The organism is Marinomonas hwangdonensis, from assembly GCF_003721245.1.
GTDB lineage: Bacteria > Pseudomonadota > Gammaproteobacteria > Pseudomonadales > Marinomonadaceae > Marinomonas > Marinomonas hwangdonensis.
In genome coordinates, this window is the sequence record NZ_RIZG01000005.1 from 123363 (window position 1) to 145398 (window position 22036).

Here is a 22036-nt window from a genome sequence, read left to right on the forward strand (position 1 = left end):
GTATGCCCATTCAGATATGGGCATACCTATCTTTTGTCGACCGGAGAAACATACATGCCAACATTAACCAACCAATACCCTTCCTTAAAAGACAAGGTCGTTTTTATTACAGGCGGTGGCTCAGGGATTGGTGAATACCTTGTTCATCACTTTATGGAGCAAGGCGCACGTGTTGCCTATATCGATATTGATGACACTAGTTCTAAGACGTTAAACCAAAAACTGAACGATGAGTTCAAAGTAACCCCTTGGTTTAGAAAAGTCGACGTGCGTGATATTTACGCATTGCAATCCGCCATCGACGACGCAGCCAAAGAACTCGGCCGCTTAGACGTCTTGATCAATAACGCTGGCAAAGACGATCGTCACAAAATAGAAGATGTCACCCCCGAATACTGGGATAACTGCCTAAACATCAACATGCGCCCGCATTTCTTTGGCATGCAAGCCGCCGCTAAATGGATGAAAGAAGGCGCCAGTATTATCAATATGGGCTCCATCAGTTGGATGCGTGGCCGTGCTGGGATGGTGGGTTATACCACATCAAAAGGGGCGATTCACACTATGACGCGCACCATGGCACGAGAGCTGGGTCCACGCGGTATTCGTGTTAACTCGATTGTTCCAGGGGCGGTGGTGACAGAACGTCAAAAAGCACTCTGGTTAACCCCTGAATTGGATCAAGAGTTTATCGATGTGCAGTCACTTAAATTCCGCATTCAACCAGACGATATTGTCGCCATGGCGTTGTTCCTAGCTTCTCAGGACAGCCGCGCCTGTGCAGGACAAAACTTTATCGTTGATGCTGGGATTGTCTAGCAAACAGGTGATTTCCCCGATCCCCCAAAGCAGCGGCACGTAAATCATTATGAGCCGCTTTTCTTTTCTATTATTTAAAACCCTGTCTAGATACCTCATAAATCGCTTAGATTCTGTAAACAAAAAGCATCTGCCTTGTTTTCTCTCGTCAAACGCTTTTAATTTCCGACACTGCCCATAAGAATAGTCAGTATTAAACATCGAGGACATAGCCATGAAAGAACCATTGGATATTCAATTCATCTCTGACGTCATGTGCCCTTGGTGCGTGGTCGGTTTGGGAAACCTTAACCAAGCATTAGAACAGCTGAATGACACAGTCAATGCGACCGTGACCTTTCAGCCGTTTGAGCTCAATCCAAACATGCCAGCAGAAGGTCAAAACCTCACCGAACACATCACTGAAAAATACGGCATCAGTAAAGCGCAGTCAGAACAAAATCGCGCCATGATTCAAGCACGCGGCAAAGAGCTCGACTTCGATTTTAACTTCACAGACGAAAGCCGCATACGCAATTCGTTCGATGCCCATCGTTTACTTCATTGGGCAGGCTTAGAGGGCAAGCAAGCTGAGTTAAAAGCGGCTTTGTTTAAAGCACACTTCAGTCACAATCAAAACATCAACGATTACAGCACCCTAGCGCACCTTGCGGCCAGTGTGAACCTAGACCCCGCCGCCGCAAAAGGCATCTTGGAAAATGGACATTTTGCCGAGGAAGTGCGTGAGCAAGAAGCGCTGTGGCAACAGAATGGCATATCCTCAGTACCAACAGTCATTATCAACAACAAATACGCCATTTCTGGCGGACAGCCTGCCGATGTGTTTAAAAACGCCATCGAAGAAATACTGGACGCACAAAAACAAGCTTAACAGCAAAAAGCCCCATGTCGACGACATGGGGCTTTTTGATTCACACTCACTAAACGTATAAAACCACCTAATAATATCCATATCAAAGTAGACATGCTGAGCCTTCCTAAAGGCGGTGGTTGTTAAGGCTTAAACAGAATTTTACTGTGGCAATTTTTCCATCACAAAACGCTTAAAAAGCGCCTTAATCAGCATGGCATCAAGCTCAATATTAAATTCCACGCCAAGTATATGACCAAGCGATTCAGGGCTTTCGATGAGACATACCCGCTCGCCTTGACGGTCTCTGGTGGTCAAATGCGCATTCACCAAGGTGACCATCTGGTGTTCCTTTTTCAACGTCACCATAAGATGCTTTAAAAACACTGCATTAGGGTGTTTATGGGAGTAAAAATGCCCTAATTCACAATCGGCATCGGTATAAACCGCACTGTCAAAGCGATACAGGGTAAAAAAACCATCGTCTTTTAAAACCTGTAAATCGTACTCGTCCTTATCGGTCGCTAGAATACGATATCGATCTAAACCCGCTGTTTGTTCTGTGTTTATCACTAACGCTATGGGCGTTATGGGCCCATTACCGCCAAAGCCGGTATCTACCAAATAACGCACACTATCTAGGGTTAACACAGTCACCCTATGGGTTCTGCCGACGTCTCTATCGAGATGATTATTCAGCACCCGAGCCAATTTAAGCTCTACCTCATAGCCCAAAGCGTGTAACAGCTCAAACGTCAGCTTGTTATGCTCAAAACAATAGCCACCCAAACCGCGCGTGACGATTTTGTCACTGATCTCGTCAAGATCCAACGAAATCCCCTCACCCAACACCACGGCTAAATTATTAAAGCTATACCGAGCCACATGTGCCGACTGCAGCTGACGCACAAACGCCATATTCAATACATCGGGGACCGTTAAACCGAGATCAGATAGATAGTTCTGTAAACTGAGTGGTAATGACATAGTGACTTCCTCGGTTACCGACGCGCTTATGCAACTTGCCGTGTTTTTTTCGGTATTGGGTTTAAATTGTTTAGCCCTTGATTCGCAAGGCTGTGTAGAAACGGGAGAAAATCCGACTGAGTATTGTGTCTAGACTGGCTTCCAGTTGCCGTAGACCAACCAGACAAGACACCCTATGTTTAACGTGATACTAACCCAAAGAATGAGCTTAAACGGCTGCTTCCGCGATTTGTGTTTTAGTGTACGCTGGGCCAATAAAGCGCCAGGCCATCCCCCCAGCAAAGAGAACACATGAAGCGTCTTTTCTGACGTTCGCCAACGCCCTCTTTGAGCAGCCCGCTTATCCCAAGCGAACATCAAGTAAGTCACAATGCTCAATATAAGATACAAAGAGATCAAAAGTACGGCACTGTTAAATAAAGCCATCGTTCTTTCCTAACCTTTCTACTCGCCAAATTTTAATGACGGATGGACTCACAAAGCTATCGATAAGACCTGAATTACGGCTTAACCCTTAATATCGTGTTCTCCAGAGGTTTTCTGCTTTTGATTGTATTGTTAGGGCCTTGGTTGAAGAGATTGCTTTTCTTTTAGGTACAGATAAAGAGGCAGCCCAAACGAAACACCCACTAACAATGTTCCCAACAAAGCGAAATATCTGTACTTTACTTGATACCTCTGTCCATCAACGACGATAAAGCCTAGTAACGCAACAGCCGACACCAATACATCAAGCCAAGCAAAGATACTGATTGGATTAGCCACTGCGTTACTAACTAAAAGTACAAAATCAAAACCATTGGCAAACAACCAAGGAACAAAAGCGCCATACGGCAGCAACACACCTAATAATACGAGAACTAAATAAAACCTAGCCATCTATCCATCCTTGTAGACATATCGTAGCAAGCCCTAACGCCGCGTTAGGGGGTAATCGATACAACACCGAAGATTAACACCACGCTAAAATAACTTAAACCAGCACACAAAAAATACCTAACTCAACCTGCTTCTTTTTACTTAACCCACTTGCAACCATGTTATAGGATTCAGAGAGATAATAACGTAGCTCATCGTCAAGGTGGCCTTCGGTATCAGTTTGCTGAATCCATTTCATGCCTCGACTTGCAAAATAAGGTGCAGGCCTGTAACCATCACAATGGTTCAGAAAATCAAAATTTAAGTCTGACACTTTAAAAGTAAAGGCTGATTTCCCTTCCGAACCCCAGCCTCCGACGGCAAATACTTTATCGCCAACTTTCCAAACATCGGAATTGCCCCATTGAACAACATAGGTAGTCGCGGGGAAAGAGCCGCAAAACGCATTAAATTCACCGCCGGTCATATTGTTCCCCTTTAAAGCCTTTGTTATGCACTACAAACCACCGGCTAAATCCAGAAAGTGACCAGTAGAAAATGGATTAACACTCATATCCTTCTATTTTCACACAATTCCGACCCGTTTTTTTGGCAACATAAAGCGCCTTATCTGCGCGTTGCAGTAGGCTGTCTAGGTCATCATTGGTCTGATAAAGGGCACAACCAAAACTACAGGTGATCTGAAAGGTCTGTTCGTCATGAATAATGACACTGGTTTCGATTTTTTTTCGGATGCGCTCAGCGACTAAGAGCAAGGTTTTCAAGTCAGTACAGGGAGTAATAATAGCAAACTCCTCTCCCCCCATTCTGGCAGCAACATCATTTGACCCTATGCTTTCACAAATTGACTGAGCCATACTTCGTAAGGCCTCATCGCCTGCTGCATGCCCGTAACGGTCGTTCACGCTTTTGAAAAAATCAGCATCCATCTGAATCATGCCGCATAGGGTATTGCCCTGCTGTGACTGAGAAATAATGTGCTTTCCGCTTTGGATAAAAGATCGTCTGTTTGCGATGTTTGTCAGAGCATCGGTGCGAGCCTCTTTTTCTGCTCTTTGCTTCTCAGATACCAGTTGCCGTGTTTTCTCCTCAACCTGTTTTCCCAACTCTGCCGCATGGTTTTGTACCAGTAATAAATAATCCTGTTTTATTTTTTCATTGGCTTTGTGTGTCTGTCGTGCCTGTAAAGTCAGTGTTATAAAAAGTAGTGTGGTCTCAACAATGGCTGCGATAATTGGGATATGCAGCGCGGTAATATCCTGCACTAAGAACCCATTATCCCGAAACGGGTAACTGAAAACCGCATAGGTATATAACAACCATGCACCACTAAATATGAGCGCCAACGAGTTACCTTGCCGCCACCTTAATAGTCCAGAAAAAATCAGCAACGGGAAGCCCAGCATACTGACTTTCAGAAAGTCGATGCTCAAACTGTACATCCCAAGATAAAAAAGTGGGATTTGAGACAGTCCCACCAGAACATTCAGCCTTAACAAAATATCGAGTTTTGGCAGATACTTTTTCGTCTGCAAAAACGCCCGCCCAAACATCATGGCAAACGCGACCATCAAGCCGGAGTAGATCCAGAAATGCTCTATCAAACTCGTGCTGTTTGTAATGTTGGGAATCAGACCGGAGGTTTTCCCCCACACCAGAATAGAGAAGAAAATATAGCCACTGTAATACAGGAAACTCGATTGACGCAGACTGATAAAAAGAATCAAAGACAGCAACATGATAATCAGGAAAATACCAAATGCCGTGCTATAAAAGACAATCTCAAGGGTCTTTGTGGATTCAAGCTCTTTGGGGTTCCATATTAGAAAATCCACATAAACCGCTTGTCCGGTTTTATCAACCGTTTTAACAAAATATTGCCGAGTTTCACCGGGCTTTAAAGTTGTTTCAAAAACGGGTCTCAGCTGATTCAGCGGCCGTTTAGCCCCCTCCTCTCGGATCGAAGAAAAAACTTCATCAAACTCTTCTAGAGAGGATTCATCCCGCTGAAAAAGCCAAATATCTTCAGGAATGTGGTTAAGATATTCTAGATAAAGGGTATGCTCTTCATCGGTTGGGTTATGCAGTTTAAACGCCATCCAAATCGAACTGCGAGGGTAACCGATACCGGAATAGCCTGATTCAACAACCTTAAATTGGCCCTCCTCTTCTAAGGCGGCCGCTTCATACACAGTTAGGCGGTATTCTGGGTCTTCAAAATAAGAGATTCGAGGAAACACAGAAACGCCACCTTCCGAGCCAGTAATACTGACCGCTTCTGTCTTTGCCGCAGACGTAGGGGATACCGAGAAAGCGAAGAAAAAGAACCCAAAAATTAAACATAATCGTCTTATTGTCAAAATACTCCGCGCCTCTGTAATGATGATCATCTAGTCAGGTTAAGTTTATACCAGCATTATAGAAATTGAATCTACCAGTGTACGCTGAGTAAAATTATTTCAAACTAACCGCCATGATGCTCGAATCACACAAAAAAAGGCAATCTATTGCTAGACTGCCTTTGGTTTTTTCTTACTGTGGGTGTAAAAAACGCTTTGTAATTATTGACCGCCTGAGACGGCAAAGCCGCTAAAGCCACCCATTGGTAAATCGGCCATTAAGGTTGCCGCGCCTGTCGTCAGATCTATAGAGTAAAGGCCGGCTTTTGATGCACCTTCAAGCTGTAATATTGCATAAGCCGCGTCAGAACCTTCTTTGGCAGAAACAATATCGAAGCCACCCATTGATGATAGGTCAACAGCCTTGCCATTGATGGTGATCTTAGCGACGGTTTTTAGTTCGCCAGCATTATTAGCAAGGCTGACCAATGAGTCTGTTTTACTGTCTAATGCAAACTGGAAAGTGCTCGACGCTTTAGCTCCGGCAATGGCGTTCGTGTAAGCATTGGCAAAAATTTCAGGCGTCATGCCTTCGTTGCGGTCGCCTTTTACATAAAAAGTAGAAGTGAATTTTAATACAGAATTGGCACGCTTATCTTGGTCACCAAAACCGATCGGGAAATACACCAAGTTTGTACCGTCAGAACCCACCATACGAACAGCATCGATGGCGTTATTAAAATCCATCGCCGTGGCGGTCGCATTCTTTGAAATCATGGCGCCATTTGTGAAGGTAGCACCCAGATCGGTTAGCTTGCCGGTCTTAGCATTAACAGCATAAACCGCGCCGTTGGAATAACCTAACAACTCGCCAGTAACGGGGCGATAAGCCACGGCATCCAGCTTATTGCTTAGCATAAAGGTGTCCATTTTAGCGGGAGACGCAATAGATCCAATTATTATCAAAGTCGTTCCATTGTTGGCAAGAGCGTATCCAGCGACATGGCTATCTTTGTCTGATGTTCCATAAAAGTTAGTTGAACAAGCAGAAACTGCGAAAGCAGTGGCGGCGGCAAGAATCGTCTTTTTCATCATAATCATCCTGTATGAGTTGTATTAGTAAACTAGGTGTCACCCAATTGGGCGGCTCATACAGAGATACTCATCTTTTAAAAAAAGGTTTCAGATAAACGTCATTTTTTAAAAATAATCTTCGGGGCGATAAAAAGGTAGGCACCAAATATTAGAGTCAGATAACAATATAGTTTAAATTGTTCCTGACCCTAACTCTTCCTCTGGCAATAATTGTTCCTCGCTCTTAAATAGCGACGCCTATTACTTGAATTTCAACGCACGTAAGCCATTGGCGACCACAAGTAAGCTCACCCCCATGTCAGCAAACACAGCCATCCACATGCTCGCTTGCCCCTGAAAAGCCAACAAGATGAAGATGAATTTTATCCCAATGGCCAATGCAATATTTTGCTTAAGCAAGCGCATACAGAATCTCGACAAACGAATATAGGTGGCTATTTTAGACGGGTCATCATCCATCAGAGCAATATCCGCCGTTTCAATGGCCGTGTCCGTTCCTGCCGCGCCCATCGCCAACCCCAAATTTGCCTGAGCCAATGCAGGGGCATCATTAATGCCGTCTCCGACCATGGCTACTTGTTGCCCTTCCTCCATGATTTTTTTAATGACATTGAGTTTATCTTCAGGCATTAAGTTGGCTTTAACATCTGTTATACCGACCTCCTGCGCGATAGCCCCCGCCGTGTTCAGGTTGTCTCCACTGAGCATAAGGGTTCTCAGACCCAACGAATGTAAGTCTCGAATGGCCTCCTGACTATTTGGCTTTACAGGATCAGCGACTCCAAACAGTCCCAAAACACGAGCATCTTCTATCAGTAACACACAGGACTCACCTTGCGATTCGATCCTTGCAACGTCTGCTTTATAGGCCTCTAGCGGCACACCCATGGCGCGTGCAAGACGATCATTTCCAAGACCATACCTATGCTTATTAAACTCCACCTGAAGACCTTGACCCGGCATTGCAATCAGCGTCTCTACCGTCAATCGTTCACCGACATACGCCAACGTCAGCGTTTTTGAAACAGGGTGACTTGAATGCTGAGCAATACTGGAGGCTAGCTGCTGTAACTCTTCATCCGACATCCCACTAAGATTCTTAAAGGATCTTAGCTCTGGCTGCCCCTGCGTCAGCGTGCCGGTTTTATCAAATGCCACACGATTTAGCCGACTGCCTGCCTCTAAATGACTCCCCCCTTTAATCAAAATCCCTAAGCGTGCTGCCCTAGCAAGGCCACTGACAATCGTGACAGGCGTCGAAATAACCAACGCACAAGGACAGGCAATAACCAATAAAACAAGGGCTCTGTAAAGCCAATCAAAAAAGGCTCCCCCGAAAAAAATAGGCGGTACCAGCGCTGTCGCCAAGGCGATAAAAAAGATAATCGGGGTATAGACGCGCGCAAACTGATCGACCAAACGTTGTGTAGGAGCCTTATCCGCTTGCGCTTCCTCGACACGCTTAATAATACGAGCCAGCGTCGTATTCGCTGCCTCAGCTGTCACTTGAAACTCAAACAACTCAGTTTCATTCAGAGTTCCTGCATACACCGAATCGCCCAATTGTTTTTCAACCGCCAAACTCTCGCCCGTGATCGCGGCTTGGTTAATAAACGTGTGCCCCTTCACAATGCGGCCATCCAAACCAATTCTCTCACCTGGCTGCACCTGAACACGCTGACCGATTTTCACCTGTGTCACCGGAAGGCTCTGCCAGTGTCCATCGCTCATCAAGATCCTAGCAGTATCAGGTGCCAGTGATAATACGCTCTGAATCGCATGGCGAGCACGCTCAACTGACTTTCCCTCAATCCACTCGGCCAAGGTAAACAACACTAAAACCATCGCGGCTTCCGCCCAATGCCCGATCAACAATGCACAAGTGACCGCTAAGCTCATTAGAGCATTAATGGTTAAGTCGAACTTAAGAAGCGACAACCAACCTCGCTTCAGAATGTCTGTTCCACACAACGCAATCGCCGACAACGCCAACATGAGACTGATCCAGCCCCATCCCGGAAGAATCCATCCAATCACTTCCGCCAGCAATGCGGCACCTCCCGCGAAGAATAGCTTGATATAAGGTATGGGGCTGACTTTCGCTGGAGCAAGACTTGGTGTTTCATTACTAGAACAGGCTGATGAGCCGCAACAATTCGACATTTATTGATCTCCTTAGGTTTTATCACTATAGTAAAAACCCTAAAGTTACTTCAGGGTCAAGCTCGGGGAGAAAATATGCATAGCATTGGTCAACTTGCAAAACGGGTTGAATGCCCAGTGGAAACGTTGCGTTATTGGGAAAAAGAAGGGCTGCTTCCCACGCCCTATCGTGGAGAGAATAATTACCGTTGGTATCAAGACAGTCATCTTGAGCGCGCTTTGTTTATTCGTAACTGTCGTAATCTTGATATGAGCTTAGCGGAAATCCGTCAACTCTTAAGTTACAAGGATCAACCTGACATACGCTGCGATCAGGTCAACCGATTATTGGATGAACACATTTCGCATGTCACGGAGCGTATCGCCTCGCTTACCTTACTCAAAGACACCCTGGAGAGTTTAAGGCAGCGTTGTGTGACCGAAAAAAATATGGATGCATGCGAGATCCTTGTGGGCTTGAGTTGCGATCAAGCACAAGGCACCACAGATAAGTGCTCATCACACCTACGCGGAGCCCATCCTGGCTCAAGTCGGAGTATTTAAAGGCAAGGTAGAGTCAAAATTGTTAGAAACGTGAGGTGAGCTTTTTATAAGCAGCGTCTTTATCTCGCTTACCAACGGCCTCATTCAAAAGAGCCGTTGGATTTTTCTTTAACTCTAAAATACTAGCAGAGCAACTTACTAACACTTGTCTCATAACCCCACCACAAAAGCACTAAAATAAGACCTGAATTTAAGCAATGACTAGTGGCTTGCAAAAGAGGCATAACCCCGGAATCACAACAACCGAGGCATAGTAAAAACACCACGCGTTGGCTGTTCCTCTTGAAGCGTTTGTTAGCTTACCTTTTTACCTATTTCGTGCGATTTAATCATATTGATCACTTCGTGTGATAGGTTATACTCCAACTAGACCTAAGACAGTGGAGAGTAACCATGCGTACATTAACAGCGAATGACGCTAAACGAAATTTTGGTGAATTGCTTCTTAATGCTCAACGCCAACCCATTAAGATCAGTAAAAACAGCAAAGATGCTGTTGTCGTGATGTCTATACATGACTACGAAGAGCTTGAAATGATGAAAACAGAATATCTTAAACATTGTTTCAACGCGGCTAAAGATGACTCGGCAAAAGGCAATGTCGTTGATGGTAAAGATTTTTTGAATGAGCTGTAACAAACAATATGCACAGTAAACAATATAAACTGAGTCGTTTGGCTCAAACTCATTTACGTAAAGTAAAAAATTATACCATCAACAATTTTTCTGAATTACAGTGGCAACGTTATAAAGAAACACTACTTTCTGGCTTTCAAATGCTCGCCGATAACCCTGATTTAGGACGAAGCTGCCATGAAATATACAGTTACGGCTTTTACTTTCCGATTGGAAAACACACTGCTTACTTCACAAAGGAAGAAAATTTCATCTTAATCGTAGCTGTATTGGGGCAATCTCAGTTACCGCAAAATCACCTGAAATAATAAACAATGATGGGCGATGCTTTCGATTGGTAAACTAACGCCGCCATAAACCGCGCGAGCTTGCGAGTGTCGGGCGACCGTAGGGAGCGAATTTAATGGCCTTGTTATAGAGCTAATTCGCTTTCTTGAGGAACTGGCACAGCAGACTCCAACCCTAAAATTTCTGAATACAATGTAATTAAGTGTTCGATAGTCAAATCTAATATTGGTTCATACATGAAAGAGTTAAGGTGAATATTAGAGCTAACAGTAATGCTAACCTTCTCAAGGGTTTTGATGGCTTGACTATAAGGCAATTCGTTTGTGTATGACTTTATTAAAGTACCAAACTGATTCATTGATTGACACCAATAATTATTATCGGATTTTATTTTCCGCATTTCTTCGATAAGGAAAATTTCAGATTTCATTCGAATAACTATTGATAAAACCACTTTATCTTCTAAATTAAGCCCATCATGGTTAGGCCTATTTTTAATCTCATTTGCTTTATTGAACAGTAATTCCTTGAAAGATGTTGCGTCGTTAGTAGGGTAATTCGTGCCAAACAACCTATTATAGATATCATAATAATCGCCAATAGTAATTCCGGCTGTATCCTCTTTCCAGTGTAATAGACTAGTAAGCTTCAAATAATCGGGATCAGCTTCACCTTTAATATACTCGATTAAATTTCTTGTAAAAGGTACTGTCGCACAAAGGATGAACTCACTATTAGCTATTTCTGTTTTCCACTTTCCAATAAAGTAGTTTTTGATACCTTCAGCTTGAGAAAGCTCTATGCCATTTTCAGTTCTGTTAGCCATTAAACATCTTTGACGATGAACAAAGTTATTTGCCAAAGTTCTGAAAAAATCAAAATTATGAGTAAGAATTAATTGTGAAAAATGTTCAATTTTAGAGATATCCTCAAGATATTGAACAATTGCATGCTTATTTTTGTAGTCGAAAGAGTCTGCAACGTCGTCAATAATAAAAAGCGTCTCAGCTGATTTTCGTTTTCTATCTTCTACTTCAAAGATAAAATTTAGAAGATAGAGTGCGCGTTTCTCCCCTTGGCTTAAGGACTTTATTTCGCTTCTGGTACAGTCTACTTGATCATCACCATCTTTGAACGTGAACTTTAATTTTGCCTTATCTCGTCCTAAAGCGGCTTCAACTTGGTTGAATAATGACAAAGTAAATGGCATATCGACAAAACGATTATTAAAAAGCTCTATAGCTTTAGACCAATTCGGAGCTTCTGTTGCAGCGTCTAATTCGATTTGACGTAACTCAGCCTGATTGGCAGAGAAATCCTCTAGAAATGCGCCAGAATCTGGACTGTTTTGAACATAAAAAGCCCACAAACTCCTCTTGAACTCTGCTTGGTTCTCAGGCTTTGTATTATGTAAAAGCAAATCAACTTCCGTTGCAGAAATATTTTCCAATAATGTAATCAGTGCTTGCGTTTGTGCATTTTTAGCTAAGTTGCCTCTTAACGTTTTGAGCTCAGCATCACTGTCGATTGATTCATGTACAATCCTCATCTTTTCTTGAAGTTCTTCGTAATCAATTGAAGAGACATCACCTTTTAGGTGAACTTTATGCCCACCGGCAAAGTACCCTTGTTTATTTAAGGTGTTAAATGAAGTATCAGCTTTTGCAGGGTTAAAGATTCCGCGACTATAAATTGTTCCTGCTTGATCAAAGAGCTCTTGATATCGTTGATTAAACTCATTGGATTTTGATAAAAACTCAGGACTTTCTAATATTGAAATAGCTTTAGGGTCAAATATCTCATTATAAATAAAGCTTTCTAGATCATCCCCAATGACAACTCCTTTTGCTAACTCTATTGCCTTTGCAAAATCATCCGTTTGAAAGTCATTTTTCAGTATATTTTCGATATCATCTTTTTTAACTTTTGATTTTTTCTGGAGTGATGTTTCGAGCTTTGATTTCAACTTATTAATATCTGAGACTAGTGAGTCATATCTAGCTTTACTTTCTTGATTAATAAGAATGTTCGTTACAGCTTCGTTGTCGGAGCTAATTTCTATTTCAGATTTAAGAACGTATATTTGTTCCTTTTGTATATCGATATTATCAACTTCAACAATACAAGTAGGTTGGCGGTTAAAACGTTCTTCTTTTGGCTGGTCGCCTTTTGATAAAGCATCAAAAGTTCTAGAAAACGATGTTTTCATTAGTCCATTTGGGGCATAGATTGAGTAAGCTTTAGCTTTTCCTCTGGCACTCGATAAATCAAAAGTTTCATTTAATGAAGAAATACCGTAACAGTTTTCGAGATGTACTTTTAGGTTATCCATAACTCATCCTTTTAATTATTCACCGAGACCAGATTTATCACCCAGCCCTATAACGTTGGAGCTAAGGGGCGGATTTGGCGAAGCCAAAGACGTCCCACTTGAGCGATTTGTTGTACGCGCACTACCGCGCATTAAATACGGGCCCTAAAAGGGCCATAAGAGGACCAATGCCGCCAGAATATAGGTGATCTATATATTTGCGATATAGAACTCTGCGAATTGTGGTTTCATCAGTTCCACAAGAATTGCGAATGTATTCTACGATTGAGTCTAGTTTGCTTTTCGCCACCTTTCGTGGCGAATCTCCAGTAATGTTCTGATATCTAGGGAGCATGATATGGTTGTCTAGATTTACGGTTGTCCCATAAAATTCGACAATCAGTTCATTGACGTTCATGTTTGAATGAAAAGCCTCTAACATGTCTGTAACGCCAATCTCTGGCGTGCATGGAAGGAACGAAACAGAGTTCATGACCCGACCATATAAATCTGTTATAGACCGAGTGTCATTTCTTCTGGCTGCTGGTATTGCCTCAGTTCGGACATCATCATCCAAGAAAACATGGCGCTTAACGTGGGTTGGGATAATTAACGCTGATCTTTCTAGCATCTGCATGACTTGATAGTAGCCACCAACGGGCACAACTTTGTACATTGGCTTATGGGTATTCCTGTTTTCCTCAAACTTTCCGCAAAGTTGCTCAAGTAATAATTTTGCCTCTTCATCTTCGGCAAAAAATATGAAGTCGCTTTTGACCTCTTCGTCAAATGCGATTTCACCAAGAACTTGCGCCGGAAATACATTTGTTTTTGTTGTGTACGACCCTTGTTCATCTCTGGAAATGAAAATGATGTTTCTTCTGTTGATATTTTTTATCAGAGTTGATGAGTGCGTAGAGAATATAACTGTTAAGTTTTTGTTTGTGGCTATTTGATTTATCTTATTTAGCAGCCTTACTTGAGCTTGAGGATGCAAGGCCATCTCAACTTCATCAATTAAGATTAATGAGTTGTTTTCAGCGGTAGACATTTTCTGGGCGAGTTTAAGCACGCATAACTCGCCAAGACTAAAGTTTTTTTCTGAATAGTAATGGGTTTCTCTTCCTGCTCTGTACGGTAATAGAAATGCTTGGTTTCCTGTCCCTCTTCTGGTGTTAACGAACTTTAAGCCATTCCACTTATTGTCGTGAAGGACGGAAGTTAGGAAGTCTGTAATATCATTATTTGCCTGATTAATTCGCCTTGGAATTATTTCTTCCGCATACGGCTCTACTCTGCTTCCATCTGCTTGAATAAAATGAATGCTTGGATATGGAAACTGGGAGAGGATATTTGCGTTACTCCTTGGTGTTGGTGGCCAGCGTTTTCCTCCATAGGAGTATGTGACTTCTTGTCCGTTAATTTTGTACCGTACTTTCGCATCATTAAACGTATCCAATCTTTCTTGCATAGCGGTGGTTTTGTAGTGGTCTTGAAAGGCGCGGCCATGCCTTATTCGATATAAGGCGGCTAGCAGGCTAGTTTTCCCCGAGCCGTTTAAGCCGGTGAGAAGCCAGAGCCCAGCACTCGGAATATCAAATTCGAGATTGGAGATTCCTTTCAGATTTTCTAATTCAACTCTCATTTATTATCCACTTCATGAATTGCGTATAACATTTTAATAATGCGCATGCGCAACTGCACTGTTTTTAATTTCCATATAAATCCCTATAAAAAACTGATTCTATGGCACTTTTTAACCTTTCCCACAGGCTGGTTAATTGAAAATCCGAGCGTGCGGGTTTACACATTTATCCACAGCGCGTTATATGGGCTGGGTTTTATGTTGTTGATTGATACTAAAAGACTTTCTGGCTTGCTGCCAGTACAAACGGGCAAAAATGTGATTGTTTTTTAGGCAAAGCGTGCCAATAATTGGCAATCAAAAAAATAAACTGTATATTTGTACAGCCTTAAATCAATTATCCACAAGGAATGTGTGATGTCTTCTAGTCCTTTTATGAATTTTATTCGTAATGAGCTGCGGCTACGTGGCTATAGCTTAAAAACAGAGAAGTCTTACCTGTATTGGATTAAATATTTTATTCGATTCCATAAGCTGCAACACCCACAAAACATGGGCGCAGAAGAAGTAAGAGCATTTTTATCATTTCTGGCAGTGGAGCAACATGTCGCCATTAACACCCAAAAATCTGCCTTGAATGCCCCCGCCTTTTTGTACAACAAGTTACTGGATCAACCATTGGGGGATTTAGGGTTTCAGCATGCTAAGCAAGGTCGACGTCTGCCCATTGTTTTAGCCGCTAACGAGATTCAGAAAATACTAAGCTGTTTGAATGAACGGGACCATTTGATTTTTTCATTGCTGTATGGATCGGGGCTTAGGGTTAGTGAATGTTTGCGTATTCGCATTCAAGATATTAATTTGGATCAGGGCAGTTTGGCGGTAAGGTGCAGTAAGGGTAATAAAGACAGAACCACCATTCTGAGCCGTAAGTTAGCCGAGGCGTTAAACAAGCAAAAAGCCTATGCACAACAAATTCAACAAGATGACAACGCCAAGGGATATGGCCCTTCTTTGCCCTTTGCGCTGTCTAAAAAGTACCCAAACGCCTTTCGTCAATTGAGTTGGATGTTTTTATTTCCCTCTACATCAATTAGTCCGCACCCTGTGACTGGTGAACTATGCAGGCACCATTTGCATGATTCAGTACCTCGTAAAGCATTGAAAAAATCGGTCAACAAGGCAGGGATCAATGAAAAAAGAGTTAATTGCCATACTTTCCGCCACTCTTTTGCAACTCATTTACTCATGGCAGGGCGAGACATAAGAACGGTTCAAGAGCTGTTAGGCCATAACGATGTGTCGACAACACAAATTTATACCCATGTTATAGGACAGCATTTTGCAGGAACAAATAGCCCTCTTGATCAAATTTTATGACATAAGGAGTGTGGAAGCTGTTATCGCTTTTTACTCAACCATTTAGCCCTGCGAGTGTGGTAGACGGGCTTTCGCCAAAGAGTTGTTTGTAGTCTTGTGCAAATTGGCTTAGGTGCCAGAATCCCCATTGGGCAGCGATATCGCTGACGGATTGGCTTTTGTCGGCTTTGACAAGGGCGCGACGTACGCCGTTTAAGCGGCTAACGCGTAGGTATTGGATGGGGCTGATGCCAAGGATGCTTTCAAAACTGTATTGCAGAGTTCGGCGGCTGACGTTGGCTTTTTCGCACAGCTGAGTGACGGTCACGGCTTCGTCAAGGTGGTGGTCTAAAAACTGCCGTGTGCAATCAACGACGCGTTTTCGATGGGGGTAACTGGGTGTTTTGGCGGGCTGCGGGGTTTCGACTTTTAATACTTCTAACAAGGCCATCATCACTATGTCTTGCTGTAGACGTGGCGAGGTGACTTGGTTTTGCGGTGCCAGTAAACGCGCCAGTAAAAAACGCGCTTCGTCCAACGTTTTGTCTGGTACGCCTAAGCGACCATATTGGGTCAGTTGTTCCCAATTCAGTTCTATGCCGTGTATGGAGGCAATCTGAATCAGTGATGACTTATCCACTACTAAGCCATACAAATCATAATCTTGAGGGGTGGAAAGTTGAAAATCACAATTGCCTGGCTGGCACATGATGGTGTTGGTCTTGATGGTTAGACCATTGATTCGGCTTTCTTCTTGACCTGACAGCGGGATCCCAAGCCAGACAGAATCTGGCCATACCACGCATTTTTGCTGCAATGCCTGACTGGTGTGTTCGCAGAAGACTTGCAACCCTTCTAACGGTAGTTCGGTAATCCGGCCATAGAATCGCCCACGGCTAGTTTGATCGTATTCTTGCTGCCAATTCGTTAAATTGTTGGCGTGCAAATCCGCATCATAGGCTTCGGATACACGTAAAATACCGCTCTCTTTTGGTGCATTCATCATTGAATTCAACATTTCACTGCCTGTCTTTTTTTCTTCTAATCATTGAAAAACATCAAGATAAAAACCTAAATCATTGAAAAATATACACTAATCAATGTTTGCCATTATTCGATAACGCCCACTTATAAAACGACGTACCGTTAGTAATAGCAAAACTTAGGCCTTTTTCAATGATTAATTTTTGGCCTACCCTTTTTTAGACTAGATGTGAGTAACGGTTATGAGTCATCCACATTCTTCTTATCAATTTCGTCATATTTTGGGTGAGCGGACGTTTGGTTTCGTTGATCTTGCTGATCTGATGGCAAAGGCGACACCGGCTCGCTCAGGCGATCGCCTTGCGGGGGTGGCCGCCCACAGCGCAGAAGAGCGCGCCATTGCCCAAATTACGTTAGCAGATGTGCCCCTCAAACTGTTTCTTCAGCAAGCGCTTGTTCCCTACGAAGACGATGAGATCACTCGGTTAATACTCGACGATCATGACAAGCAGGCTTTTGCGCCTATTTCACATCTTACCGTGGGGGGCTTTCGTGATTGGTTACTCAGCGATTTGGCCACCAGCGAAGTGCTGACGTCAATTCGTTCGGGCGTGACGCCTGAAATGGCGGCGGCGGTGAGTAAGATAATGCGCAATCAAGATTTGATCCTGGTCGCCAAGAAATGCCATGTGAAAACCGCGTTTCGCAACACCATTGGTTTGCCAGGCCATTTGTCGACGCGCTTGCAGCCGAATCACCCCACTGATGATTTAACCGGCATCGCGGCCAGTATGTTAGACGGTTTGCTGTACGCCAATGGCGACGCTGTGATTGGCATCAACCCCGCCACGGACAACGTGCAGCAAGCCACGCGCTTGATCAAGATGATGGACGAAGTGATCCAGCATTATGAGATTCCCACTCAGTCTTGCGTGCTTACGCATGTGACTAACACCATCGAATGTATCGAGCAAGGCGCGCCCGTGGATCTGGTGTTCCAGTCCATTGGTGGCACCCAAGCAACCAACGACAGTTTTGGTTTTAATCTTGCCACACTGGCCGAAGCGCAAGACGCGGCCTTGTCGCTGAAACGCGGCACGGTTGGCAACAACGTCATGTATTTTGAAACGGGCCAAGGCAGTGCGCTGTCGGCGAATGCCAACCACGGTTTAGACCAGCAAACCTGTGAGGCCCGCGCTTATGCGGTAGCACGTAAATTTAACCCTTTGTTAGTGAATACCGTGGTTGGCTTTATCGGCCCTGAATATTTGTACGATGGCAAGGAAATCACCCGTGCGGGGTTGGAAGACCACTTTTGCGCCAAGCTACTTGGCCTGCCTATGGGGTGTGATGTTTGTTACACCAATCACGCTGAGGCCGATCAAAACGACATGGATAATTTATTGACACTTTTAGGTGTCGCTGGCTGTACCTTTGTGATGGGCATTCCGGGTTCAGACGACATCATGTTGAACTACCAAACCACCTCGTTTCATGATGCCCTGTATGCACGCCGAGCGCTTGGCCTCAAGCCAGCTCCGGAGTTTGATCTCTGGTTAGCCAAAATGGAAATCTTCAAAAACAACGAGCAGTTCATCCTCAACCACCAGCTGCCGGATGCGTTTCATAAGTCACTGCATAAAATGATTGGAGGCAAGTCATGAGCCAAGACACCACTCATTCGGATAAATCGTTCCCAACACACCCACATACGGAGCCCGTTACAGAAAATGCGTGGAGCAAACTCAATGCCTTTACCGATGCTCGAGTGGGTCTTGGTCGTTCTGGCATCAGTGTGCCCACTAAGCATTTGCTGGCGTTTCAGCTTGCCCATGCGCAAGCCATTGATGCGGTTCACACGCAGCTGGACGCGAAACGCCTAGCCGAAGAGTTATCTGCGCAAGCATGGGCACCAAACGCGGCTCCTTTTCTGTTACACAGCCGTGCAACCGATCGAGCCACCTATTTGCAACGCCCCGATTATGGCCGCCGACTCGATGAGCATTCGGCGCATATTTTGGATCAACACAGCGCCGAGAACACAGCAGAATACGATCTTGCCATTGCTATTGTTGACGGCTTGTCTTCTTTGGCGATTGAACAAAACACCTTGCCATTTTTGCAGGCGTTGTTTGCTCATCTCGACACTAACGCCACTAACAAAAGCAACACTAAGAGCAACACAAAGACGAACACCAACAAGCATGCGCCTTGGCATATCGCGCCCTTGTGTTTGGTTGAGCAAGGCCGCGTTGCCATTGGTGACGATATCTGTGAGCGTTTAAACGCTAAATGCGTCCTGGTGTTGATTGGTGAACGCCCAGGGTTAAGCTCTCCCGACAGTTTAGGTTTGTACCTCACTTGGGGCGGCAAGGTGGGTTATACCGATGCCTACCGTAACTGCATTTCCAACGTTCGCCCAGCGGGCTTGGTTTACCAAGAAGCCGCACGCAAGGCTTTTTATCTATTAACCGAAGCGCGGACCTTAAAGCTGTCTGGCGTCAAGCTAAAAGACAGGTCCGACGACGACCTCATTATGGACACGAGCAAAGAATCAAAAAACTTTCTCATTACTTAAGGAAAAGACACCACACTTAATACTCTCAAACCAAACAGCATCAAGAATAATAATTAAAAGCAAATACTCACAAAAGGAACCACTATGACTGATCACATTGATAAGGAATACCTGGCCAAGCGCCAGTTGAAAAGAGGCTCCGCGGGCTGGATTCTGCTTGCGGGCTTGGGCGTGTCTTATGTTATTTCAGGAGACTTCGCTGGTTGGAACTTTGGCATCGCCGAAGCGGGCTGGGGCGGATTCGCTATTGCGGCAGGGCTGATGGCGGTGATGTATTTCACGCTGGTTTTGGCCTTGGCGGAAATGTCGGCGGCGATCCCTGCGGCGGGTGGCGGCTACAGTTTTGCACGTCAAGCAATGGGGCCAACGGGCGGTTATTTGACCGGTCTGGCGGTATTAATTGAATACGCTTTGGCGCCTGCCGCCATTGTGATTTTTATCGGTTCTGCGGTAGAAGCCTTGTTAGGCTTTAATGGACCTTGGGTCTACGCCGCGTTTTATCTGGTCTTTATCGGCATTCATTTAGCCGGTGCAGGCGAAGCGCTCAAGGTCATGATGGTGATCAGTGGTTTGGCAGTAATTGCCATTCTAGCCACCGCGGTGGCGCTGATTGGTGATTTTGATAGCAGTCGTTTATTTGATGTGCCTGTCACTGATGCCGTTGGCGCGTCTGAATTTATGCCAATGGGTTGGTATGGTATTTGGGCCGCATTGCCATTTGGTATGTGGTTGTTCTTGGCAGTGGAAGGTGTTCCTTTAGCCGCAGAAGAAGCCAAAGATCCAGCGAAAGACGTGCCAAAAGGCATTATCGGCGCGATGATCTTCTTACTGTTTACCGCACTTTTGGTGGTGTTTTTATTAGCCGGTGCTGCAGGCGCCGATGCGATGGGTAAGAGCGCCGTGCCATTGGTTGACGCGCTTAACTTCGCTGGACACGGCACGCTCGCTACCGTAGTCAACGTATTGGGTCTTGCTGGCTTAATCGCGTCTTTCTTCTCTATTATTTACGGCTACAGCCGCTTGGTCTTTGCTCTGTCTCGTGCGGGCTATCTCCCAAAAAGCTTGTCAGTGACGGACAAACGTAAAGTCCCTGCTCGTGCTTTGATCGTACCGGGTATTTTGGGCTTCTTGGCTTCTTTGACAGGCGAAGGCGATCTTATGCTTGCCATGGCCGTGGTTGGCGCGACGGTGTCTTATGCTTTGATGGCACTAAGCCACATTTTGCTTCGCATCAAACAGCCAAACATGGAACGTCCTTATAAAACACCGGGCGGTATTTTCACCTCGTCTATCGCCTTTGTCTTATCGCTATTGGCTTTGACTGGTGTTTACGCTTACGACCCACGCGCGTTTTTCTACACGCTAGTCTTATTCGCCATCGGCGCAGCTTACTACTTCTTGTACAGCAAAAACCGCCTTGTGGCGAAAACCCCAGAAGAAGAGTTCGACATGTTAGCCGCGGCTGAAGCCGATCTTGTGACTACCTCGCCCTAATAAAACGTCAACGCGCGACTAAGCGCCATCATACAGTGCCCTTAAAAGCCCTGCATTACTTTAATGCAGGGCTTTTTTAAATGGCTCTCCGCTGCATTGTTTGCACGCTAATTGCATCAAAAAACAATGACATACAAATAATGGAACACACACCATGAAACACTATTTAGAACGCGATTACGCCGGCTATGGTCGCCAAGGGATGCCAAACGTTAACTGGCCCAACAACGCCCGAATTGCAGTCCAGTTTGTTTTAAACTTTGAAGAAGGCGGTGAGCACTGCGTCTTACACGGCGATGAACACGCAGAAACCTTTCTATCAGAAATATTTGGGGCGCAGCCTTTTAAAGATCGTCATATGAGCATGGAATCGCTCTACGAGTACGGTTCTCGCACTGGCGTGTGGCGCATACTTAACGAATTTGAAAAACGCGGCTTACCACTGACTGTTTTTGCCATTGCCACCGCATTACAACGCAATCCAGAAGTGGCAAAAGCCTTTGTTGAAGGAAAACACGAGATTGTCTGCCATGGTTTAAAATGGATTCATTATCAGGAAATGCCGATTGAGCAAGAGCGCGAGCACATGCAACAAGCACTCGCCCTAATCGAAGAAGTCACTGGGGTTAAACCCGTTGGCTGGTACACAGGACGCGACTCACCAAACACTCGTGCCTTGGTCGCAGAGCAAGCGCAACTTAAATACGACTCAGACAACTACGGCGACGACCTACCCTATTGGGTAAAAGTTGATACGCCAGATGGGGGTAGCAAACCGCATCTGATCGTGCCTTACACGCTTGACTGCAACGACATGAAGTTTTCTTCGCCATACGGCTTTAACCACGGGGAAGAATTTTTCCAATACCTGAAAGACAATTTTGATTGTTTGTATGAAGAAGGCGCCACCGCACCGAAAATGATGTCTATCGGCATGCATTGTCGAACACTCGGCAAACCCAGCCGCTTCATGGCATTAAAGAAATTCCTAGACTATGTACAATCCCACGACCAAGTCTGGATTGCCCGCCGCGAGGACATCGCCGATCATTGGATGGAACATCATTCGCCTGTTTAGCCATAAAGAATGGCGACGCTTCCTTCTTAAAGGCGTCGCCATTCTTTG

21 protein-coding genes are annotated in these 22036 nt (G+C 44.6%); 10 read left to right on the plus strand and 11 right to left on the minus strand.

The genetic code is table 11. From position 1 onward, the window contains the following. Positions 1-54: 54 nt before the first annotated feature. Positions 55-819, plus strand: coding sequence for an SDR family NAD(P)-dependent oxidoreductase (locus tag EBI00_RS10015; RefSeq protein ID WP_123095787.1), 765 nt, complete (start codon positions 55-57; stop codon positions 817-819). A gap of 214 nt (positions 820-1033) precedes the next feature. Then, positions 1034-1690 (plus strand): DsbA family oxidoreductase, encoded by a 657-nt coding sequence (locus tag EBI00_RS10020; RefSeq protein ID WP_123095788.1) that lies wholly within the window; start codon positions 1034-1036, stop codon positions 1688-1690. Between the two features lie 141 nt (positions 1691-1831). Here the strand turns inward: EBI00_RS10020 and EBI00_RS10025 are convergent, their stop codons facing one another. The 7 genes from EBI00_RS10025 to EBI00_RS10055 form a co-directional block, all read right to left on the minus strand. Then, on the minus strand, positions 1832-2656 hold the full coding sequence (locus EBI00_RS10025; RefSeq protein WP_123095789.1) for an arylamine N-acetyltransferase family protein: 825 nt from the start codon (positions 2654-2656) through the stop codon (positions 1832-1834). 129 nt (positions 2657-2785) lie between these two features. Beyond that, complete coding sequence (locus EBI00_RS10030; protein ID WP_123095790.1) at positions 2786-3082, minus strand: DUF1294 domain-containing protein; 297 nt, start codon at positions 3080-3082, stop codon at positions 2786-2788. A 132-nt stretch (positions 3083-3214) separates the two neighbouring features. After that, positions 3215-3535, minus strand: a complete 321-nt coding sequence (locus EBI00_RS10035; RefSeq protein WP_123095791.1) for a DUF2834 domain-containing protein — start codon at positions 3533-3535, stop codon at positions 3215-3217. A 94-nt stretch (positions 3536-3629) separates the two neighbouring features. Then, positions 3630-4001: an MmcQ/YjbR family DNA-binding protein gene (locus tag EBI00_RS10040; RefSeq protein ID WP_123095792.1), complete on the minus strand. Its 372-nt coding sequence runs from the start codon at positions 3999-4001 to the stop codon at positions 3630-3632. A 76-nt stretch (positions 4002-4077) separates the two neighbouring features. Next, positions 4078-5895: a sensor domain-containing diguanylate cyclase gene (locus EBI00_RS10045; protein ID WP_158600745.1), complete on the minus strand. Its 1818-nt coding sequence runs from the start codon at positions 5893-5895 to the stop codon at positions 4078-4080. A gap of 201 nt (positions 5896-6096) precedes the next feature. Further along, positions 6097-6969 (minus strand): DUF4394 domain-containing protein, encoded by an 873-nt coding sequence (locus tag EBI00_RS10050; RefSeq protein ID WP_123095794.1) that lies wholly within the window; start codon positions 6967-6969, stop codon positions 6097-6099. A 240-nt stretch (positions 6970-7209) separates the two neighbouring features. Next, complete coding sequence (locus tag EBI00_RS10055; RefSeq protein WP_123095795.1) at positions 7210-9132, minus strand: heavy metal translocating P-type ATPase; 1923 nt, start codon at positions 9130-9132, stop codon at positions 7210-7212. A gap of 75 nt (positions 9133-9207) precedes the next feature. On the opposite strand from EBI00_RS10055, the gene cadR reads away from it, so the two are divergent. After that, positions 9208-9675, plus strand: a complete 468-nt coding sequence (gene cadR / locus EBI00_RS10060) for a Cd(II)/Pb(II)-responsive transcriptional regulator (protein WP_123095796.1) — start codon at positions 9208-9210, stop codon at positions 9673-9675. 22 nt (positions 9676-9697) lie between these two features. Here cadR and EBI00_RS10065 read toward each other — a convergent pair whose 3' ends face one another. Continuing rightward, the gene (locus tag EBI00_RS10065; RefSeq protein ID WP_479680896.1) at positions 9698-9829 is read right to left on the minus strand and encodes a hypothetical protein; all 132 of its coding nucleotides are present in this window, start codon (positions 9827-9829) and stop codon (positions 9698-9700) included. A gap of 239 nt (positions 9830-10068) precedes the next feature. On the opposite strand from EBI00_RS10065, the gene EBI00_RS10075 reads away from it, so the two are divergent. Beyond that, positions 10069-10311 carry a type II toxin-antitoxin system Phd/YefM family antitoxin gene (locus EBI00_RS10075; protein ID WP_123095797.1) on the plus strand — a complete coding sequence of 81 codons (243 nt, stop codon included), beginning with the start codon at positions 10069-10071 and terminating at the stop codon, positions 10309-10311. A gap of 8 nt (positions 10312-10319) precedes the next feature. Then, positions 10320-10619 carry a type II toxin-antitoxin system RelE/ParE family toxin gene (locus tag EBI00_RS10080; protein ID WP_123095798.1) on the plus strand — a complete coding sequence of 100 codons (300 nt, stop codon included), beginning with the start codon at positions 10320-10322 and terminating at the stop codon, positions 10617-10619. A 104-nt stretch (positions 10620-10723) separates the two neighbouring features. Here the strand turns inward: EBI00_RS10080 and EBI00_RS10085 are convergent, their stop codons facing one another. Then, positions 10724-12931: an ATP-binding protein gene (locus EBI00_RS10085; RefSeq protein WP_123095799.1), complete on the minus strand. Its 2208-nt coding sequence runs from the start codon at positions 12929-12931 to the stop codon at positions 10724-10726. 121 nt (positions 12932-13052) lie between these two features. Continuing rightward, positions 13053-14555 (minus strand): ATP-dependent nuclease, encoded by a 1503-nt coding sequence (locus EBI00_RS10090; RefSeq protein WP_123095800.1) that lies wholly within the window; start codon positions 14553-14555, stop codon positions 13053-13055. A 357-nt stretch (positions 14556-14912) separates the two neighbouring features. On the opposite strand from EBI00_RS10090, the gene EBI00_RS10100 reads away from it, so the two are divergent. Further along, positions 14913-15875, plus strand: a complete 963-nt coding sequence (locus EBI00_RS10100; protein ID WP_123095802.1) for an integron integrase — start codon at positions 14913-14915, stop codon at positions 15873-15875. A 34-nt stretch (positions 15876-15909) separates the two neighbouring features. Here the strand turns inward: EBI00_RS10100 and EBI00_RS10105 are convergent, their stop codons facing one another. After that, positions 15910-16872, minus strand: a complete 963-nt coding sequence (locus EBI00_RS10105; protein WP_123095803.1) for a helix-turn-helix domain-containing protein — start codon at positions 16870-16872, stop codon at positions 15910-15912. Positions 16873-17080: 208 nt separating this feature from the next. Here EBI00_RS10105 and EBI00_RS10110 point away from each other — a divergent pair, with 208 nt between their 5' ends. The 4 genes from EBI00_RS10110 to puuE all read left to right on the plus strand — a co-directional run bounded on the left by EBI00_RS10110 (position 17081) and on the right by puuE (position 21988). Further along, entirely contained in the window at positions 17081-18502 is a 1422-nt protein-coding gene (locus EBI00_RS10110) for an ethanolamine ammonia-lyase subunit EutB (RefSeq protein ID WP_123095804.1), read from the plus strand. After that, a complete protein-coding gene (gene eutC, locus EBI00_RS10115) occupies positions 18499-19416 on the plus strand; it encodes an ethanolamine ammonia-lyase subunit EutC (RefSeq protein WP_123095805.1) in 918 nt (305 codons plus the stop codon). The genes EBI00_RS10110 and eutC overlap by 4 nt, the downstream gene beginning before the upstream one ends. An 84-nt stretch (positions 19417-19500) precedes the next feature. Continuing rightward, positions 19501-20910: an ethanolamine permease gene (eat, locus tag EBI00_RS10120; RefSeq protein WP_123095806.1), complete on the plus strand. Its 1410-nt coding sequence runs from the start codon at positions 19501-19503 to the stop codon at positions 20908-20910. 154 nt (positions 20911-21064) lie between these two features. Beyond that, on the plus strand, positions 21065-21988 hold the full coding sequence (gene puuE / locus EBI00_RS10125) for an allantoinase PuuE (RefSeq protein WP_123095807.1): 924 nt from the start codon (positions 21065-21067) through the stop codon (positions 21986-21988). Positions 21989-22036: the final 48 nt, after the last annotated feature.

Coding starts and splice junctions, on each gene's coding strand:
- EBI00_RS10015 (WP_123095787.1), top strand. CDS start 55: ATGCCAACATTAACCAACCAATACCCTTCCTTAAAAGACAAGGTCGTT.
- EBI00_RS10020 (WP_123095788.1), top strand. CDS start 1,034: ATGAAAGAACCATTGGATATTCAATTCATCTCTGACGTCATGTGCCCT.
- EBI00_RS10025 (WP_123095789.1), bottom strand. CDS start 2,656: ATGTCATTACCACTCAGTTTACAGAACTATCTATCTGATCTCGGTTTA.
- EBI00_RS10030 (WP_123095790.1), bottom strand. CDS start 3,082: ATGGCTTTATTTAACAGTGCCGTACTTTTGATCTCTTTGTATCTTATA.
- EBI00_RS10035 (WP_123095791.1), bottom strand. CDS start 3,535: ATGGCTAGGTTTTATTTAGTTCTCGTATTATTAGGTGTGTTGCTGCCG.
- EBI00_RS10040 (WP_123095792.1), bottom strand. CDS start 4,001: ATGACCGGCGGTGAATTTAATGCGTTTTGCGGCTCTTTCCCCGCGACT.
- EBI00_RS10050 (WP_123095794.1), bottom strand. CDS start 6,969: ATGATGAAAAAGACGATTCTTGCCGCCGCCACTGCTTTCGCAGTTTCT.
- EBI00_RS10055 (WP_123095795.1), bottom strand. CDS start 9,132: ATGTCGAATTGTTGCGGCTCATCAGCCTGTTCTAGTAATGAAACACCA.
- cadR (WP_123095796.1), top strand. CDS start 9,208: ATGCATAGCATTGGTCAACTTGCAAAACGGGTTGAATGCCCAGTGGAA.
- EBI00_RS10065 (WP_479680896.1), bottom strand. CDS start 9,829: ATGAGACAAGTGTTAGTAAGTTGCTCTGCTAGTATTTTAGAGTTAAAG.
- EBI00_RS10075 (WP_123095797.1), top strand. CDS start 10,069: ATGCGTACATTAACAGCGAATGACGCTAAACGAAATTTTGGTGAATTG.
- EBI00_RS10080 (WP_123095798.1), top strand. CDS start 10,320: ATGCACAGTAAACAATATAAACTGAGTCGTTTGGCTCAAACTCATTTA.
- EBI00_RS10085 (WP_123095799.1), bottom strand. CDS start 12,931: ATGGATAACCTAAAAGTACATCTCGAAAACTGTTACGGTATTTCTTCA.
- EBI00_RS10090 (WP_123095800.1), bottom strand. CDS start 14,555: ATGAGAGTTGAATTAGAAAATCTGAAAGGAATCTCCAATCTCGAATTT.
- EBI00_RS10100 (WP_123095802.1), top strand. CDS start 14,913: ATGTCTTCTAGTCCTTTTATGAATTTTATTCGTAATGAGCTGCGGCTA.
- EBI00_RS10105 (WP_123095803.1), bottom strand. CDS start 16,872: ATGTTGAATTCAATGATGAATGCACCAAAAGAGAGCGGTATTTTACGT.
- EBI00_RS10110 (WP_123095804.1), top strand. CDS start 17,081: ATGAGTCATCCACATTCTTCTTATCAATTTCGTCATATTTTGGGTGAG.
- eutC (WP_123095805.1), top strand. CDS start 18,499: ATGAGCCAAGACACCACTCATTCGGATAAATCGTTCCCAACACACCCA.
- eat (WP_123095806.1), top strand. CDS start 19,501: ATGACTGATCACATTGATAAGGAATACCTGGCCAAGCGCCAGTTGAAA.
- puuE (WP_123095807.1), top strand. CDS start 21,065: ATGAAACACTATTTAGAACGCGATTACGCCGGCTATGGTCGCCAAGGG.